This window comes from Romboutsia sp. LXY-2 (genome assembly GCF_056171995.1).
Map to the genome: position 1 here is coordinate 37,433 of NZ_JBKFGI010000019.1, position 19,879 is coordinate 57,311.

Sequence of the window (19,879 nt, forward strand, 5' to 3'; positions counted from 1 at the left end):
AAATTATAGAAACCAACTGTTTAAATTTTACTGTTCTATCAAAGCTTCGGCAACCTTATATATAGGTCCAGCTCCAGCTGTTATAACTAAATCATTGTCTTTTACATGGTCACGAAGATAATCTGTTATATCTTCGAATTTGCTGATATACACTGCATCAACATGATTTTGGTATAGTTTTTCAACTAAGTTTCTTGAATGTATATCGCCTGGGTCGTCTTCCCTTGCAGCGTAGATATCAGTTATTATAACTTTATCAGCTGAATAGAAGGCTTCAGAGAATTCATTTAAAAGAGATTTTGTTCTAGTGTAAGTGTGTGGTTGGAATATGCACCATAAAGTAGATTTTTTCATCTTCTTTGCTGCAGATAAAGTTGCCTTTAACTCAGTTGGATGGTGAGCATAGTCATCCACTACTAAAGCACCGTTGTAAGTACCTTTAACTTCGAATCTTCTACCAACACCTTTGTAAGCTTTTATGTTTTCTCTTATTGTTTCTAAGTCTATACCTGAAACAAATGCAGTAAGTATTGCTGCAGTTGCATTGTATATGTTGTGTAGTCCTGGAACAGAAAGTTCAAATACTCCTAAGCTTTCCTTGTTGTATTCTATTTCGAATAATCCGTAGCCTTCACTAGAGAAGTCTATATTCTTTATTATTGCATTGTTGAATTCTTCTCTACCGTATTTTATTATAGAAGCTTTTACTTCATGTAATATGTCATCAGTGTTTTGATCGTCACCGTTTATAATAAAGTATCCATCTTTAGGAAGTAATTTACCAAACTTGTTGAAAGATGCTTTTATCTCATCTAGACCAGAGAAATAATCAAGGTGATCTTCTTCTACATTTAATACTATAGATATTTTAGGGTTAAAGTTTAGGAAACTATCAACATATTCACAAGCTTCAGTTATGAAATGATCAGAATTACCTATTTTAACATTCCCACCTATAACACTTAAGTTACCACCAACAAGTATAGTTGGATCTAAATGAGCGTACTCAAATATTGTTGATAACATAGAAGTTGTAGATGTTTTTCCGTGAGTTCCAGAAACTGCTATTGAGTTTTTGTATTCTCTCATTATTTGCCCTAAGAAAGCAGCTCTATTCATTATAAGTTTATTTTTTTCTTTAGCAGCTACAAGTTCAGCATTGTCATCATGAACAGCAGCAGTGTAAACTACCATATCAACATCGTCAGATATGTTTTCTTTTTTATGTCCAAGGAATATGTTGGCACCTTGTGATCTAAGCTTATCTAATAGATAAGATTCGTTAGCATCAGAACCAGAAACTTTGTATCCTTTGTTTAGGCATATTTCAGCTAAGGCGCTCATGCTTATACCGCCAACTCCTATAAAATGTATATTCATAACAAAACCACCTTTCTTTTTAATTAAGTCCTACAATATGAACTATCTTTGTGGTATAATAGTACAATGTTCAATATTTTATGCTTAATATACATATACTAGACTATATATATAATATATTTGAAATTATAATAAAACATAACCAATATTATATCATAACACCGTGTGTTATGCATTATTTAGTTTGAAGTTAAACAATCGCAATTGTAGGAGGGATTTTAATGAAGTTTAAAAGAACGGAAAGAATTGGTGCGATAGTTAAAATATTATCGGACAACCCAAATAAGATATTCACATTAAGCTATTTCACTAACCAATTTAATGCAGCAAAATCTACAATAAGTGAGGATTTATTGGTAGTGAAAAATGTATTTGAGAAACTGGAATTAGGCAGAGTAATCACAATCTCAGGTGCAGCTGGTGGGGTTAAGTACATACCAAAAACATCTAAGGCAGAAAATGAAGAATTCTTAAAAGAATTATGTGAAAAAATAAGCGATCCTTCAAGAATACTGTCAGGTGGATTTTTATATTTAATAGATTTAATATACAATCCAAGTATCGCCTCTAAGATAGGAAAGATATTTGCATCAAATATAGATTACACAGACGCAGATTGTGTAGTAACTATGGAAACTAAAGGTATACCAATGGCACTTATGACAGCAAAGGCCATGAATCTTCCACTAGTTATAATAAGAAAAGATATAAAAGTATCAGAGGGACCTACACTTAGCATGACATATGTAAGTGGAAACAACTCTAAAGTAGAAAGTATGAGTTTACCAAGAAAAGCAATAAAGCCAAATAGTAAAGTTATACTAATAGATGACTTCATGAGAGGCGGAGGTACTATCAAAGGGATGGTAGACCTTATGACTGAATTTGGAGCAGAAGTAATAGGAACAGGAGTATTTATTTCTACTATTACACCAGAAGAGAAAATGGTAGAAGATTATATTTCTTTAATACAACTTGATGTTAATGGGGGACAAATATCAGTTGAGCCAAATTTAAAAACATTCATAGACGAGTACAGAAATGAAGAATTTGATGAGGTTTATGAGATAAATGAGATAATTGACGAGGAAGAGTAGAAATATTCACAAGAAATGGTAAAAAAAATAAAAATAATAAAGGATATTCTCTAACTCCATAGAATTAATTATTTAGATAAATATATTTACACTTATTAAAACAGTCAAAATCAAAAGGGGGATATTAAGTTATGAAGATAACTGACGTAAGAGTAAGAAAAATAACAGATGAGGGAAAAATGAAATGTATAGTTTCATTAACTTTCGATAATCTATTTGTTGTACACGATATAAAAGTAATAGAAGGGCACAATGGATTATTTATAGCTATGCCATCTAGAAAAGTAGGGGAAGGCAATTTTAGAGACATAGCTCATCCAATAAATGCAGAAATGAGACAAGTATTAGAAGAGTCTGTGTTAAAGGCTTATCAAGAAGCAGTGGCTCAATTAGAAGTTGCGGCTGAATAATTTTGAATATAAAAGAGATTTTGCTTGGAGTCGAACTATTCGACTCTTTTTTGCATGGAAAATTTCGTTTTGTTGTATACTTTTTCGTCAAAAAGTGCTATATTTATTTATGGAAATGAAAGAATTGTATACAAAACGAATATTTTACATAATACATAAAAATATAAACAATAATATATATAATAACAAATTTATTTGAATGGAGTGCAAAGATGAATTTTAAAGCTATAATCCTTGCCGCTGGCAAAGGAACAAGAATGAAGTCTAAATATCCAAAAGTAATACACAAAGTATGTGGTAAAGAAATGGTTAACCACGTAATCGGTGTTTCTAAAAATTCAGGTGTTAACGATATAGTCGTAATACTTGGTCACGAATCAGAAGTTGTAAAAGATAGATTACCTGAAGGTAGCATGATAGCAATGCAAACAGAACAATTAGGTACTGGACATGCTGTTATGATGGCAAAGGAATACATAAATGACAATGACACAATAGTAGTTTTATGTGGAGATACTCCTTTAGTAAAGGAAGAAACTCTTAAGAGACTATTTGACTATCATATAGAAAACAACTATCATGCCACGGTTCTTACTACAGTTGTAGAAAATCCAACAGGATACGGAAGAATAATAAGAGATACAAATAATGACTTATTAAAGATAGTAGAGCAAAAAGATGCTAGCGAAGAAGAAAAGAAAGCAAAAGAGATAAACTCAGGAATCTATTGTTTTAATGGAAAGAGTTTAAGAGAATCACTAGACTTATTAGATAATAATAATGCTCAAGGTGAGTACTACTTAACAGATACAATTAAAATAATGAGAGATAAAGGTCAAAAAGTTGGAGCTTATGAAGGTTCTACAATAGAAGAACTTATGGGAGTAAACTCTAGAGTAGAGTTATCTAAAGCTGAAGAAATAATGAGAAGAAGAATAAATGAATCTCATATGGTAAATGGAGTTACTATAATAGATACAAATTCTACTTATATAGAAGCTGACGTAAAAATAGGTAATGACACTGTAATATATCCAGGAGTTATGTTAAGTGGAAATACTGAAATAGGTTCAGAATGTATAATAGGTATGAATTCTAGTATAACAAACTCAATAATTGGCAATGGTACAGAGGTGATAAATTCTACAGTGGTAGATAGTAAGGTTGGAGAAAACACTAATGTTGGACCATATGCATACTTAAGACCTAAGAGTAATATAGGAAACAATGTAAAAATAGGAGACTTCGTAGAAGTTAAAAATGCTACTATAGAAGATAATTCTAAGGCATCACACTTATCATACATTGGAGATGCTCACGTAGGTAAAAATGTAAACATAGGATGCGGAGTAGTATTTGTAAACTACGACGGTAAAAATAAATTTAAATCAATAGTAAAAGATAATGCTTTTATAGGATCTAACTCAAACTTAGTTGCTCCTGTAACAGTAGAAGAAAAAGGATATGTAGCAACAGGGTCTACTATAACTGACAGTGTACCTGAAGGAGCTTTAGCAGTAGCAAGAGCGAGACAGGTAAACAAAGAAGGTTGGGTAGAAAAGAAAAATCAAAAAGGTAACAAATAATCTTAATTTGATGATTCTTTTAAGCTAAAAATTAGCTTAAGATGATTAATATAATATGTATCATAGTTTTAAATTTCGGGAGGATAAAATGAATACTAGCGGAAGTGAAATTAAAATACTAGCAGGTAATGCTTCAAAAGAATTGGCTGGAAAGATAGCTGATTACATAGGTGTACCTTTAGCTGATTGCCAAGTGGGAACATTTAGTGATGGTGAAATAAATGTTAACATCAATGAGACAGTAAGAGGTTGTGATGTTTTCGTAGTTCAATCTACTAATAGTCCAGTTAATGATAACTTAATGGAGTTATTAATAATGATAGATGCACTTAGAAGAGCATCTGCAGGTAGAATAACAGCAGTTATTCCTTACTACGGATATGCAAGACAAGACAGAAAAGCTAAGGCAAGAGATCCAATCACAGCTAAGTTAGTTGCTAACTTAATAACAGCTGCTGGAGCAGATAGAGTATTAACAATGGATTTACATGCAACTCAAATCCAAGGATACTTCGATATACCATTAGACCACTTACAAGGTGGAAAGATATTAGCTAATTACTTCAACAGCAAGAACATAGAAGATTTAGTTGTAGTATCTCCAGACTTAGGAAGTGTTACAAGATCTAGAGCATTTGCTAATACTTTAGAAGGTGACGTTCCTCTAGCTATAATAGACAAGAGAAGACCTAAGGCTAACGTATCTGAAATAATGAATATAATAGGAGACGTTAAAGGTAAGAATGTTATATTATTAGATGATATGATAGATACAGCTGGTACAATATGTAACGCAGCTAATGCATTAAGAGAGTTTGGTGCTAAGGATGTTTATGCTTGTTGTACACATGGTGTGTTATCAGGCCCAGCTATAGACAGAATAGAAGAGTCTGCTATAACTGAGTTAATAGTACTTGATACTATACAACTTCCTGAAGATAAGAAGATAGATAAGATACAAATTAAGACTGTGGCTCCTTTATTTGGGGATGCTATAAAGAAGATATTCTCTAACGAATCAGTAAGTATATTATTCTAGTAGGTTTAGTGGGCTATCGTTGAAATATGGGGGTCGTCGGCAATACACTATTGACCCATGCAAGCCAAGTTCGGGCTTGCGAATGGGTTCAATAGTGTATTGCTCTCCTCGCCCCAAATTTCAACGCGCTCTACTAAATTATTAGTGGTTTGAGGGAGTAGGTTAGGACCTAGCACTTTGTGCTAGGTCTTTTTTATGTGGTTTTATCGATGGATAATATCAAAAAGTGATATTATTTACAAAAAATGGATATATATTATGGTATAATTATTATAAATAATATTTTGAAACTGTGAAATATGCTCTGCATTTGGGCACCTGGAGTATATGAAGTTAGTGGTGCAACCGGCTATATTTTATAAACGCTTGTATATTTATGAGTGTTTACAGAACATAGCCTTTTTTATGTAATAAATGAAAATTACATTATTTAAGTCATAGAATAATACAAAAAGAAGGATTTGATTAAATATGAACATTTTAAATAAAAAAAGATTGGGTGATATACTAGTTGAAGCTGGCAAGTTAACAAATTATCAACTAAATCAAGCGCTGCAATCACAAAAAATATTAGGTAAAAAAATAGGAGAAGTATTAGTAGAGTTAAATATTTTAACCGAAGATGAGATTATAGATGCTGTAGAACAGCAAACTGGTATCAAAAAAATAAATCTTAATGAGACTATTTTTGATAGAAGAGTAATAAAGTTAGTACCTCAGAGTCTATGCGAAAAATATACACTGATTCCATTTGGAATAATTGAAAATAAACTAAAAGTTGCTTTATCAGATCCACTTAATATATATGCTATAGATGATCTGGCTATATCTACAGGTTTTGAAGTGGAATCATATATTACTAATAGAAATGATATTAATAAATTTATACAGAGATATTATAGTAGTGAGCAGATGAGTAAAGCAGCTGAAGAATTATCTAAAGAGAGTCTTGAATATAAGGCTATGGAAATTGAAGCTGATGAAATAGATGATGTAAAAAATGCACCTGTTGTCAAAATGGTCGAATATCTATTTAGAAATTCAGTGGAAATGAGAGCTTCGGATATACATATAGAACCCTTTGAAGACGAAGTTAGGATAAGATATAGAATAGATGGAAAACTTCAAATAGTAAATACATTACAAAAAGAAAGCCTAGGCCCCTTAGTTACAAGAATCAAGATATTGTCAGGACTTAATATAACAGAAAAAAGGGTGCCTCAAGATGGAAGAATACTAACAAAGATAAACAATCAAGATGTTGATTTAAGGGTATCTATAATTCCAGTTGTTAGTGGTGAGAAGATCGTTATAAGAATACTTAACAGAAGTACATTTAAAATGGGCATAGAAGTATTAGCAATGAGTGATGAATCTTTAAAGAAGTTATATAAAATAATATCAAAACCAACGGGTATAGTCCTAGTAACAGGCCCAACAGGTAGTGGTAAGTCTACAACATTATACACAATACTAAAACAGCTAGATTCAGAAGAAACTAATATAATTACAATAGAAGACCCTGTAGAATACACTATGAATGGAATAAATCAGGTTAATGTAAACGCAAAAAACGGAGTTTCTTTTGCTAGTGGACTAAGAAGTATTTTGAGACAGGACCCTGATATACTAATGATAGGTGAAATTAGAGACGAAGAAACAGCAAAAGTAGCGGTAAAAGCTGCTATTACAGGTCATTTAGTATTGAGTACACTGCATACAAATGATGCACCATCTACAATAACAAGACTAATAGATATGGGTGTTGAACCATACTTAGTATCTACAGCAATAACAGGAGTAATAGCTCAAAGACTAGTTAGAAAAATATGTAATAATTGTAAAGAATCATACAAGGCAGATATATATGAAAAAGGTATTTTAGGAGAAAGCTTAGATAAAGAAGTAATCCTATTTAAAGGTAAAGGTTGTGGATATTGTAATGATACTGGATATCAAGATAGAATCGGTGTATATGAAATAATGGAGATAGAAAGGGAACATAAAGATATAATAAGTGCAAATAAGGATTCGAATGTGCTAAGAGACATAGCTATAGAAAAAGGAATGACAACATTAGCACAAGAATGTAAAAATTTAGTTTTAGATGGAATAACAACAATAAATGAATTTATTTCGATATATATGTAATAAATAGATGGGGGTGAATCACTTGGCAAAATTTAAGTACAGAGCAATGAATCAGTCAGGAGAACGAATGCAAGCAGAGTGTGAAGCAGAGTCAAGAAGTGATGTAATATCAATGTTAAGAGTAAATGGTTACTATCCTTTAAAAATAGAGGAGATAGTTCAGAGTAAAGAAATAAAAATGGATTTATTCTCAAAAGTAACATTAAAAGATATAAGTATGTTTTGTAGACAATTTTACACTATGATAGATGCAGGAGTAACTATTAATAGATCACTAACGATACTAGCTAATCAAACAACAAATAAAAAGTTGAAAGAGGCTATAAAGCATATCGATGAAGATGTAGCCAAAGGAGAAATGTTATCTGAAGCTATGAGAAAACAAGATGGAATATTCCCTAAACTATTAGTTAGTATGGTAGAAGTAGGAGAAGTTACAGGTAATTTAGATGGCATTATGCTTAGAATGGCAGAACAATACGAAAAAGAAAATAAAATAAATAATAAAGTCAAAGTTGCTATGACTTATCCATCGGTATTAGCTGTAGTAGCGGTACTAGTAGTAGCAGTGCTTATGACTTTTGTTATGCCTAAGTTTTTGGATTTATTTAATAGTTTAGGAACGAATTTGCCAATAGTAACCAAAATTTTAATATCATCCAGTGAATTTATAGCTAAAAACGTAATTGCAATCTGGTCACTAGTTATTATGGTGATAATTGGAATTAAATTTTATTTTAAAACAGAACATGGCACATATTCTTTAAGTGTACTAAAACTAAAAATACCAATAATAGATAAACTTAATCAAAAGATTATCGTTTCACGATTTACTAGAACCTTATCGGTACTATTATCTAGTGGTATCCCAATGATAAAAGCTTTAGAGCTTGTATCGGAGATAGTAGGAAATAAGCTAGCAGAAATAGAAATAATATCAATGAAAGACCATGTAATTAGAGGGGAAGGTCTATATAAGACTGCAATTAACAGTGATATATTCCCTGAAATGCTAGGAACTATGATAAAAATAGGGGAAGAAAGTGGATCTTTAGACGATATATTATACAAAACTGCTGATTTCTATGATGACGAATTGGAAAGTCAAATACAAATAACTGCTGCAATGATAGAGCCACTATTGGTAGTGGTAATGGGTGCGGTAATAGGATTTATTGTACTAGCAATCATGTTACCGATGACTAGTATGTATGATAGTATCTAAAAGAAACTTTGGGAGAGGTGATTGAGATGGAAGAAGAAAAGTCAATAAAGAAAAATAAGCTAAAAGAACTAATGAGTAAGGATATAAAAGATTTAATTAGTATAGACACCAAGCATATGAAATTGAATAAAAAAAGTAAGAATAATAAAACTAAAAACAAGCAGATAAACAAACAGATAGTAAGCTTTGATATAGATGAAGATTTTATAGAAGTAGTAGTTGGAAAATACTATAAAGAAACACTAATAATAAGTAAGTGTATACAGACTATGACTCCGCAAAATGCAGTTAAAGATGGAAAGATAATAAATGAAGAAGCTATAGTAAATGAGTTGAAGAGTATATTGAAAGCCAATAATATAAAAACAAAATATGCTAGCTTTACTACAAATTCATCTTTAATAATTAATAGAGAAATGATAATACCAGTAGTAGAAGAAGATGAGATGGATACTGTTATAGAATACGAGATATCACAGTATCTTCCTATAAATTTAAATGATTATATTATTCAAACTTTGGTTCTTGATGAAATAGAGATTAATGGTGTATCAAAATTAAAATTACATACTATATGTTATCCAGAAAAGTTAGCTAGAAGTTACTTTTATATATTAGAAAAATTGAACTTAAAGCCATACTCATTAGATGTTAAATTTAATTCTTTAAGTAAAATAATTAACTATTCTCAAGATATTAATATGAAAGACTATGAAATTCATAGTATCAATGCGTTTATAGATATTGGATGTTTATCTACAGATATCAATATTTACAAAGAAGGTAAAATAGACTTCACAAGAATAATAAAAATAGGATATAGAAATGTACAATCATACTCATTAGACGATAAAGATACAAGTGGAGTTAACTATCTAATTGAAGAAATAGATAGAATATTCCAATTCTATAAAAATAAAAATAGAGGTAGTATCATAAAAAATATATATCTGATAGGTGAAGGATCTAGGCTAAAGCATATAGATAAATATATGAAAGAAAGACTAGGTATAAACACAGAAGTAATAAATGAAATAGGATTTATAAAATATTCATCTAAAGAAGATTTAAGTAAAGATATTTACAAATATATAAATGCAATAGGCACGATAGTCAGGTTGTAAAAAGGGGGGATACACTATGATGAGAGATATAAACTTTTTTAAACCCTACAAGAGTAAAAATAAATCTGGAGAGACTAAATACTATTATCAAATAACAGGATTGTTACTTGGGCTAATCATTGTGGGATCATATTCAATAAATTTAAGTAAAATAATTATATTAAATAAAGAAATAGAAAATTATGAAAAACAATTAAATAGGGAAGATATAAAAGAAAAAATAGAGGTAGCAGAAACAGTAAAAAGACAGCTAGACTCACTAACAAGATACAAAATAGACTTAGATTCTGTTGTAGAAGCAGTAGAAGATAGAAATGTAGTAACAAACTCGCTATTAGACTTAATAAGCTCTACAGTACCAACTAATGTAGACTTTAAAAGCATGAATATAAAATATGACACAATAAATATACAAGCAGTAACTACAAATAGAATGTACATAGCAGAGTTACAACATAACTTAAAAACTTTACCACAAATAGAAGATGTATATATTGATAGCATATCAGGGAGTGAATCTGTACAGGGAGAATACTCATTTAATGTTAAATGTTATTTAAGAGGAGGTGCCCAATAATATGAAACTAAGTAGTAAAGAAAAAATATTATTAGTATTATTAGGTTCGATATTAGTAAGTGTTTCCTATTATCAATTATCATATACAAAACAAATTGATAAAATAAGTATATTAGAAGAAAAAAGAAATAATTTACAAACTAGATATGAAGAAGTTAAAGAAATGCTAGCAAAACTAGAAGAAAAGCAAGAAGAAATAGGATTTATAACATCATCAATTAATCTTAAAGCAAAGACTTTCTATCCAACATTAATACAAGAAAAACTTATATTAGAGATAGACACATTTCTAAAAGAAAGTAACCTAAAAGGAGATATTGGATTTAGTGAAATAGCTGTATCATCAGTTGAATTGTTACAAAGAAATAAAAATCAAATGGGAGATACATCATTTAAAGATATCGTTAATGAGTATAATGGCACAAGCGCTGGTAATGACCAACAAAATCAAGAACAAGTATCACAACCGTCTACAGAGGTTAAGAACTCTGATGCAACAGTAGAAATAATGAAAGTAAATATAAACTTTAAAGGTAAATTTGATGTAATCAAAAGCTTTATATCAAAGATAGAAACAAGTAACAGAGAAATAGTAATTACAGATCTTACTACATCTGTAGGATATGGAGGAGAACTATCTGGAACTATGAGTTTAGAGTTTTATGCTATACCAAAGATTACGGAAAGAGATAGTGAATACCTGCAGTGGACGCTAGATGGCTCATATGGTAAAGAAGTACCATTCTTAATCCAAAATCCACAAGTAACAGTACAACCACCAAGTAGCAATAGCTCAAATGGAAGCTCAGATTCAGACTCTAATGAAAGTGGAGTAACAGATACTACACAGTCAAATATAGATTTTGCGGTGCAAGTAAGATCTATTACATCAGACTTGCCTACAGTAATGATAGGAAAATCAAATGATAATACGAAGGATACTTATATTAGTGTAGTGAATAACAATGTAGAAGAAGCTCAAATTGAACTTACAAAGAAAAATGGTAAATATTATTATAAGTATAACAATACGTCAAAACACTATCCTAGTGATTATACTGGATTAGGAATAGAATATTTACCAAAATCAGATCGTATAATTATAGATATAAGTAGTGAAGGGCGAATTAATGTAGATGATAAATCTGGATTACAGTTAAATGTAGTTAATAATACAGATAAAATAGTAGAAGTTCAAATTAAAGGTGACGACAAAACAAATCCAAGAGTATCTATAACAGGGGATAGTAGTAAAGTAACTGTAACAAAAAAGTAGGTGGGAGTGTTTGAAAAAAAAGATTAGAGACAATACAGGGATATCATTAGTTGAAATACTAGTAAGCTTAGCTATAGTTTCATTAATGATAATACCTATTACTATGGTAGTAAATACTGTTATCAAAATGAACAAAAAATCAGAAGTTAGACAACAAGCGGTACTTTTAGGTCAGCAAGTACTAGAAGAAATAGATATATTAGAAGAAGTAAATGGTGATAGTATAACTTTATCACAGGATAAATATTTTGTAGGTGCAAGCAATAATGAAAAAGAAGAATCTGTATATAACCTAAATGACTTCATAAATGGTAATGACAAATATGATATAGAGATAAAACTATCTAAAAATGAAAATATAGAATATGATTCTGGCAATAACAACAATGATAATCCTGGTGAGACCAATGTCAATCCAAATACACAGAATATATTTATGATAGAATCGGATGCACAATCAGACTACGTAAGGATAGGTTATCAAAGCATATGGAGTCAATTAAAGATAGACAACAAAGAGCCCAAATTAGATATTTATATATACGATGGGAATAAGCTAAAGATAACAGGTAGTGAAAATAATAGTATAGAATATAATTCTATAGATAGTTTATATAATCAAATTTTATTTGGTTTTACTAATAACTATAGTCGAAATGAAGGTGTTACTATCAGTATAAATAGTAGCTCAAGTGATGAAATAGAATTTTATATACAAAAATCATTTGAATGTGAAGAAAAAATATATGTTGAAAAGGAACCAAATATAAAGATACATAATATAAGAGATAATAAAGAACTCTCAGACAAAAGCATAGGAAATTTATATAGTATATCAGTCATTGTAAGTAAAGAAGGCGATATACTGTTTGAAGGCAATGGAAGTAAAAACATAAAATATAAAGATTAGTGCTTGGGGGCGGATATATGAAAAAAAATAATAATAAAGGATCCAGTCTAATTTTAGCTATTGTATTATTTGCAGTATTATTAACCGTAGGTGGTGCAGCGCTTACGATAATAAATGCAAACTACAAAGTAAGAGTAAAAGAAGGAAAAAGATTACAAAACTTATACGAATCAGATGCAGGACTGGATGTGGCATATAATATACTTGTCAAAACTTTTGAAGCTGGTATAAAGTCAGGGAGCGATAGTGTAGGTTCCATTGACCCTACAAAACTTGAAGATGCAGAAACAACAAAAGATAAAGCCAACATAATAAATAAAGAATTTAAAAAAGGATTTACTGAAGTAGTAACAACAGATGAAATAATAAAATCTATTGAAAGTAATAAGTATATTAAAAATTATAAAGAAAATGATGAAAATAAAAGATATCAGGTAGTAGAATTTAATAGTAGCAATGAAGAATATCCAAAATTAATATGTAATGTAAATGAAAACGATGATAAATATACAGTGACTGTATTATCAGAATTTGAAAGTGATGAAAATAAATCATCAACAGGTAAAAATATTAGACTAGTACAAGTAGTATATGAACTAAAAGTTCCGGATTATGAAAATGCTGTAGAAGTAGATATGGATAGCAAAATAAGCAATGTAAAAGAATTGGTAGACAAAATCATAGGTATAGATGGAAATATGAATGTGTCTGGCGGTATTAATTTTAATATCGAAGGTGATGTATTTGTAAAAGGTGAAAAAGAAGCCGACCCAGGTTATAACTCTAAAATATATGATAAATATAGCGGAGGAATAACTTTAAATAATAAGAGTAATGAGAATACAACATTAGCATTAAAAGGAAATGTTATGACACCAAAAACCTTTAATATAGGGAACAAGACAGGTGAAATTAACACTACTATAAATGGAAATTTATACGCAGGAAACGTATATGTAGGAAGTAAAGATGGATCATATTCACAAAACAATATAACTACGATAAATGGTGAAGTAGTAGTGGATAACGACTTGGCAATGAAAGGTAATAGAACACATTTAAATATTACTGATTTTTATGGAATAAATGATAAAACATATGAATACGACTATTCACAAAATGACAATAGATTTGAAGCTGAAAAAAGAGTGTCTAGTAGTATTATTGTCAATGGTGGTAGCGGAAGTATCAATATAAAAAATAGTGCATATATAATGGGAACTGCATATATTGATGCACAAAAAAATGGAGAAAGCTATAAAACAGGAGAATCGCTAGCGGTAAAAGGAAACTATATAGCATATACAAAAAAACAAGATAGCATCAATGGATATGATTTTGAAAGTTACGATTTTGATTTATATGGTCCATTACAATTAATAGATAGTATAGACGACCAAAATTTGAATATAGATCAAAAAAGTATGTATTTTAAGGAGTTCGTAAATAGCTCAAATAGAACGGAGAATATAAGTGATGGTGGGGTAATACTTCCTAAAAACACAAAAGCTGTAGGTGCAATACTATATAAAGATAAAAAAGGAATAAAAGCTGAAAGAAATACTTATACACTAGATAGTAACAGCCCAATATATGACAAAAGAAGAGATTATACGGAAAATGTGTATTGTATGGGAACATTAGATGACACACAAGACTACGAATCGATATATAATCGCCTTGGAGGATACCAAAAAACTGTAGATGAAATACTTGGATTTACAGGAAAAGAAGAATTAGAAGGTAAAGTAACAAGTGATTTTGTATTAAATTACAATCCATCAAAGACTATATATGTAACTGATAATCCAGAGGCAATTGATAGCAAAGTGAGAAGCAATAATATAGTAATTAATGCAAAAGACACAAAAAATATGATGATACTAACAAATGGAGATGTAAAGATTATTGCAAAAGAAAATATCGAATATAACGGAACAATAGTATCTACAAAAAATATCGATATTAGAGGTACTGGAAAAATCACAATGAAGTATGATGAAAAAGTGATAAATAGCTTAATATCGAAATACTCAAAGTATTTAAAAGATATATTCAACACAAAATCAGGAGATAGTTTACAGCAAACAATAAATACTATACCTGTATATTCTCATCAATACGATATTAAAAAATATATACAGTCCAAAGACTGGAAGATAGTAAGATAAAGAGGTGATTCTTTGAAAAAGAACAATAAAGGAATGACCGTTGCAGAAGTGCTGATAGCTATGGCAGTAATGACAGTGGTAATGGGTATTATTTATGGATTATATTTTTCTAATACAAAAACAATATCAAAGAATGAGCTAAAAGCTATGATACAAACTGATGCCCAGTATGTACAAAATACTCTTACTAATATAGGAATGCAATCAAGCGGTATAGCTGATATAGTAGCATCTGAAATAATAGATGACACAGACTTTAGTGGATACTATGAAGTGAAAAGTATTGATTTGAAATTTAAGGAAAATCAGTTAGATTATATATATAGATTTTCGGTTGAAGATTCTTTAGATAGTAGCGATGATAATAAGAGTCTTATATTATATAAGATTGATAAGAATGGGGAAGAAGAAAATATAGTACAAACAAGCACTTTATCCCAAAATGTATATAGTTTTAAGATAGAATCAGTATATTCATCAGGTACAGGTGATGAAATATTACTTAAGTCAAAGACAGTAGATGTGTATTTTGAGCTAGGTAAAAGAAAAGGGTTTAGTGAAGTTAATTATGAAATATCAACATTAATAACATTTAGGAATAAATAATTTTACATCAAGTAAGGCTTATATAATTTTTATTAATGCATTGCTTAATGTAAATAGTGGAGATGAGAGGATGAAGTTTGATAAAAAAATAAAGAAAATGAGTAGTATAATCATTAGCTTGTTTATTGTAGCAGGTGGAGTATATTTTGCTAATGGTCAATTAAATCCACCACCAAAACCAGCGATAATAGTAGGAAACCCACCTGAGATATCACCAGAAAATCCAAAGGTAGGAGAAGATGTTGAAATTACTTATACCCTATACCCACAACCATTTCAACATAATGTATCAACACCTAAAGAAATCGTGTTAGTGCTAGATCGTTCAGGTAGTATGAATGATAAAATTACTGGTTCAAATAAAAAGAAGATAACTCAATTAAAAGAAGCTAGTATATCATTTATAAATAAAATGAGTGAAATTGAAAATTTAAAAATAGGAATAGTAACATACTCAAGCAGTGCAGATATAGCTAAAGAATTGACAGATGTCAAAACTGGTAAGAATAGCCTAATAAATACAATAAATAATATTAAAACTGGCGGAGGAACAAATACAGGGGACGGATTAAGAAAAGCTGGTCATATACTAAAAAATATGGGAAATTCAAGTGCTAATAAATCGATAGTATTTATGTCAGATGGAGAACCTACATTCTATACATATACTGAGGAATGGTGGGGATCGTGGGATTACTATACTGAACTAGATAATAAAACTCCAAATACAAATAATGGAAATGATTATACGAGAGGAGAAAAATATGCAATAGAAATAGCCAAAGTAATAAAAAGAGAACTTGGAAAGGCAAATATATTTACAGTTGGATATGGTCTAAAAGATAGTGGTAATCGTATAATGAATAATATTCATACTACTATGGGTGGCACAAGTGATAACTTCCATAAGACAAGTGATTCTATTGACAAAATATTTGATAAGATAGCAGATGACATAATAGCTCAATATAAAATAGAAAATCAAAATCTAGATTTAAAGTTAGATCCTACTGTTGTTATGGCAAGTGATATTTTATATGAAGATATAGTTTATAAAAGAGAAGAAAATGGATGGTATAGAGCAGAACCAGTACAAATAATATTCAAAATAAAATGCAATAAAAATGGATATATAAATATAGTAAACCCAGGTAGTAAATTTGAATATAACGATATATTTGGAAATAAGCAGGAAGTTAAAATACCAGAATTATCCTTGAATATAGGTCTTAATTCAAAGGTAACTATAGATGTTAGAGATTCATCAGGACCAATTAAAGATAGATATGATTCTAGTGACAATGCGCAAATGAACTACATTAAATTGATCCAAAATGAATTTAAGCAAGATTACAAGCTATTTGGAGAATCCTATGCAGATATTAAATTTGAAGGTGATGATATAAATCATTTAAAGTATCAAGTAATAAAGGAAGATACTACTCAAGAGGAAATAGATAGTAACTGGAGTATTATAGAAGGATCAAGCAACAATGGAAATATAAATGGGGATATAGATTTATCTAAAAATGGATATTTGACTCAACAATCTTATGATGTATCAGCTCTTCCGCAATATGGTATAGATAGTACAAACATAGGTTGGTTAACAAGTCAATGGGAGAAAAGAGAGGATTTATACAAGTATCCTTACTCAGATGGTGCAAGCTATAAACCTGCGTCTACAACAACTACCAATAATCCGAGTGATTATGTAAGAGAAGAAAAATATTATAATCCTATAACTCAAAGAGAAGAAAGTAGATGGGTACCACAAAATGTATTTACTCAGTACTCCAATGTAGGTGGGACATATAAAGAAGCAAGTAAAACATGGGGATATATAAAGGTACCTGAAAGTGGAGAGTATAGATTTGGTACAAAATCAGACGATGGAATAAAAGTAACTATAAATGTAGATGGCGAAAATATAGTTCTTGTAGAAAATTTTACAGTTCATGGCCCAAAATGGGATAACCCACAAAATAAAATTAACTTAGATAAAAATAAGTACTATCCTATATTTATAGAGTATTTTAACTGTGGAGCTGAAGCTGCATTTAATCTTAAGTATACTACAACTACAAAAAGTGGAAATGAGCGAGACTATAAAAATATACCTAAAGAATGGTTTTATCCTTCTAAAAGTAAAGCCCCGGGTGAAACATCAGATGGTGGATTTACAGGTGAAAGTGGTGTTAAGATACCTGAAGAACCAGGCAAATATTATATATTATATGAGTCTGGAATGAAAACAGGTGATAATTTTAAAATGACAAAGCAAGGTAAATATGGTCCATTTATTGTTGATACAAGATTTACACTACAAAGAAGTATAACAAACTATTACAATAATAATTTTGTACTAGAATATACATTAACACCAAACAATATACCTGTAACAGATTTTTATCGAACAAAACAGGATCTTAACAATGCTCAGTTAGTGCAAAGTTTATATGTAAACAATATTCAATTAACAGATATTTTACCGAATGGATTTGATGTAAAATCTCAGATAGGATCATCAACACATACATTCAACTATGCCTATAATAGTGGGAGTACAAATAAATTAAATGGTGTAATTGAAGGCGTTGTTAATTATAAACTAAACACTCAAGCAGATGCCAAAGAAGGTTATTTTTATTATTCAGAACCTGTGAAGATAAGACTAGAAATAAGCAGTGAGAATCTTGGAAAAGTGATATTTAGTGAATCAGATGGTAAAATTATTTATAATGATGTATCTTTGAATAATAAGCAAATAATTAAAGAACAAAATTTACCTGAAAGTAGTTTTATTCTTCAAGGTATAAATAAAATAGTGTCACATGGACTACTACTTACTGATAAAAATAATTATAAAGTCCAAGAAGGTACTATAAATGGTGTAAAAAATGTATATTATACCTTGGGAGTTAAAGTAGATATAAATAAAGATAATGGGAATTTCAAAGTAGTAATACCGGAAAATGCCATGCTAGATGAAGATAGCATATATCTATATAGGTATAATGAAGATATGACAGTTGACCCTAATTCAAAAATAAAAATTGGTTCACAATATATTACAGGAAGAACTATTGATGTTAAGGGTTTAAATAGATTTAATAACAAAAAAACAAGCTATGTATTGGCCTATTCATTATTACTACAGGATAACGGGCAATATTCATCTATAGCTAATATGGATAGGGATATTCCGACAATTTTAAATATTAGTGAAGAGATGCCAGAATTATTTTAATAATAAAATCAGAAGCTATAAAAATAGCTTCTAATTTTATTGATTTATTAAATGTAAGTAGTAAAAGAATATATACTAAAGTAGTAATACTATAAAATAATAATATGGTAAAAAATGTAATAAAAGTAATGCGTGTAGAGATAAAACATGCTATAATTAGTATATAAAAATACTATAGATACTAAGAAGTATGTCTTGTACATGGGCACCTGAGACATATGGAGTAAGTGGTGCAACCGGCTATCTAAATTATATAGATTTTCTATATATATTTGAGGCCTTTTTTTATGTCTATAGTAATGAAAATTGAGGGGGAACTTTTATGTTAAAGAAAAAGAAAAACAACAAAGGTTTTACATTAGTAGAACTATTAGTAGTAATAGCAATTATAGGTATATTAGCAATAGTAGCAGTACCCGCATTATTTAAGCAAATAGATAAGTCTAAAGGAGCAGATATATCTGCTACTGTAGCTTCTATAAAATCAGCAACAACTGTTTTCTATTCAGACAATGATGTGGTACCAACAAGCATAGCAGCAGCTTCTGGCGGAACAGCAACAACAGATTTATTGGTAGGTGGATACTTAGATTCTAATCCAGATGTTCCGAATAAAGTTACATACACACTAGCGGCAGGATCAACACAAGCAACTAAAGGTGTTACTTTAGTAATAGATATAAAAGGATCATATATGAGTAATGCTTCAATAGATAAATTAGCTTCAGATCTTGGTGTTACAAAAGAAAGTACTCCTAATAACGGATCGACAGCAACCATAAAAGTACCTTTAATTAAAGATTAATATATATTAGAAGTGGAGATATTTATCTCCACTTTTTGCATGTTGATAATTTTTATTGAGTTTATATAAGTTAATAGCTTCATAATTGATACGACTCACAGGGGAATCATTGATTGAGAATGCTTATATATAAATAATTAATATAGTCCTCGTCATAAAAAATATTTATATTTAGTTAAAAATATTTAAATATAAATGATTGGAATAATAAAAAATAAATACTGCTATTAGTATGAATATATATTAATTTTACAATATAGATAAATAACAAT

Annotated in this window: 15 protein-coding genes and 2 riboswitches; of the genes, 14 read left to right on the top strand and 1 reads right to left on the bottom strand. The window is 29.7% G+C overall.

From position 1 onward, the window contains the following. Positions 1-27: 27 nt before the first annotated feature. On the bottom strand, positions 28-1,380 hold the full coding sequence (murC, locus tag ACI48P_RS20680) for a UDP-N-acetylmuramate--L-alanine ligase (RefSeq protein ID WP_475219191.1): 1,353 nt from the start codon (positions 1,378-1,380) through the stop codon (positions 28-30). 221 nt (positions 1,381-1,601) lie between these two features. On the opposite strand from murC, the gene purR reads away from it, so the two are divergent. The 14 genes from purR (at position 1,602) to ACI48P_RS20750 (ending at position 19,607) form a co-directional block, all read left to right on the top strand. Then, positions 1,602-2,477: a pur operon repressor gene (purR, locus tag ACI48P_RS20685; RefSeq protein WP_475219192.1), complete on the top strand. Its 876-nt coding sequence runs from the start codon at positions 1,602-1,604 to the stop codon at positions 2,475-2,477. 131 nt (positions 2,478-2,608) lie between these two features. Next, complete coding sequence (spoVG, locus tag ACI48P_RS20690; protein WP_475219194.1) at positions 2,609-2,887, top strand: septation regulator SpoVG; 279 nt, start codon at positions 2,609-2,611, stop codon at positions 2,885-2,887. 212 nt (positions 2,888-3,099) lie between these two features. After that, positions 3,100-4,473 (top strand): bifunctional UDP-N-acetylglucosamine diphosphorylase/glucosamine-1-phosphate N-acetyltransferase GlmU, encoded by a 1,374-nt coding sequence (glmU, locus tag ACI48P_RS20695; RefSeq protein ID WP_475219195.1) that lies wholly within the window; start codon positions 3,100-3,102, stop codon positions 4,471-4,473. A gap of 88 nt (positions 4,474-4,561) precedes the next feature. After that, entirely contained in the window at positions 4,562-5,512 is a 951-nt protein-coding gene (locus ACI48P_RS20700) for a ribose-phosphate diphosphokinase (RefSeq protein ID WP_475219196.1), read from the top strand. Between the two features lie 276 nt (positions 5,513-5,788). Then, positions 5,789-5,872, top strand: a riboswitch (cyclic di-GMP riboswitch). Positions 5,873-5,983: 111 nt separating this feature from the next. Further along, positions 5,984-7,663: a GspE/PulE family protein gene (locus ACI48P_RS20705; RefSeq protein WP_475219198.1), complete on the top strand. Its 1,680-nt coding sequence runs from the start codon at positions 5,984-5,986 to the stop codon at positions 7,661-7,663. A gap of 22 nt (positions 7,664-7,685) precedes the next feature. Then, positions 7,686-8,888, top strand: coding sequence for a type II secretion system F family protein (locus tag ACI48P_RS20710; RefSeq protein WP_475219199.1), 1,203 nt, complete (start codon positions 7,686-7,688; stop codon positions 8,886-8,888). 26 nt (positions 8,889-8,914) lie between these two features. Continuing rightward, a complete protein-coding gene (pilM, locus tag ACI48P_RS20715; RefSeq protein WP_475219200.1) occupies positions 8,915-10,012 on the top strand; it encodes a type IV pilus biogenesis protein PilM in 1,098 nt (365 codons plus the stop codon). Between the two features lie 16 nt (positions 10,013-10,028). Next, positions 10,029-10,589, top strand: a complete 561-nt coding sequence (locus ACI48P_RS20720) for a PilN domain-containing protein (protein WP_475219202.1) — start codon at positions 10,029-10,031, stop codon at positions 10,587-10,589. Position 10,590: 1 nt separating this feature from the next. Next, positions 10,591-11,865: a hypothetical protein gene (locus ACI48P_RS20725; protein ID WP_475219204.1), complete on the top strand. Its 1,275-nt coding sequence runs from the start codon at positions 10,591-10,593 to the stop codon at positions 11,863-11,865. A 10-nt stretch (positions 11,866-11,875) separates the two neighbouring features. After that, a complete protein-coding gene (locus tag ACI48P_RS20730) occupies positions 11,876-12,775 on the top strand; it encodes a type IV pilus modification PilV family protein (protein WP_475219205.1) in 900 nt (299 codons plus the stop codon). Between the two features lie 17 nt (positions 12,776-12,792). Next, on the top strand, positions 12,793-14,946 hold the full coding sequence (locus ACI48P_RS20735; protein ID WP_475219207.1) for a hypothetical protein: 2,154 nt from the start codon (positions 12,793-12,795) through the stop codon (positions 14,944-14,946). 12 nt (positions 14,947-14,958) lie between these two features. Continuing rightward, complete coding sequence (locus ACI48P_RS20740; protein ID WP_475219209.1) at positions 14,959-15,552, top strand: PilW family protein; 594 nt, start codon at positions 14,959-14,961, stop codon at positions 15,550-15,552. A 70-nt stretch (positions 15,553-15,622) separates the two neighbouring features. Next, entirely contained in the window at positions 15,623-18,802 is a 3,180-nt protein-coding gene (locus ACI48P_RS20745) for a VWA domain-containing protein (RefSeq protein WP_475219210.1), read from the top strand. Between the two features lie 167 nt (positions 18,803-18,969). After that, a riboswitch (cyclic di-GMP riboswitch) is annotated at positions 18,970-19,053 on the top strand. A 71-nt stretch (positions 19,054-19,124) separates the two neighbouring features. After that, entirely contained in the window at positions 19,125-19,607 is a 483-nt protein-coding gene (locus tag ACI48P_RS20750) for a type II secretion system protein (RefSeq protein ID WP_475219211.1), read from the top strand. The last annotated feature ends 272 nt before the right edge of the window (positions 19,608-19,879 follow it).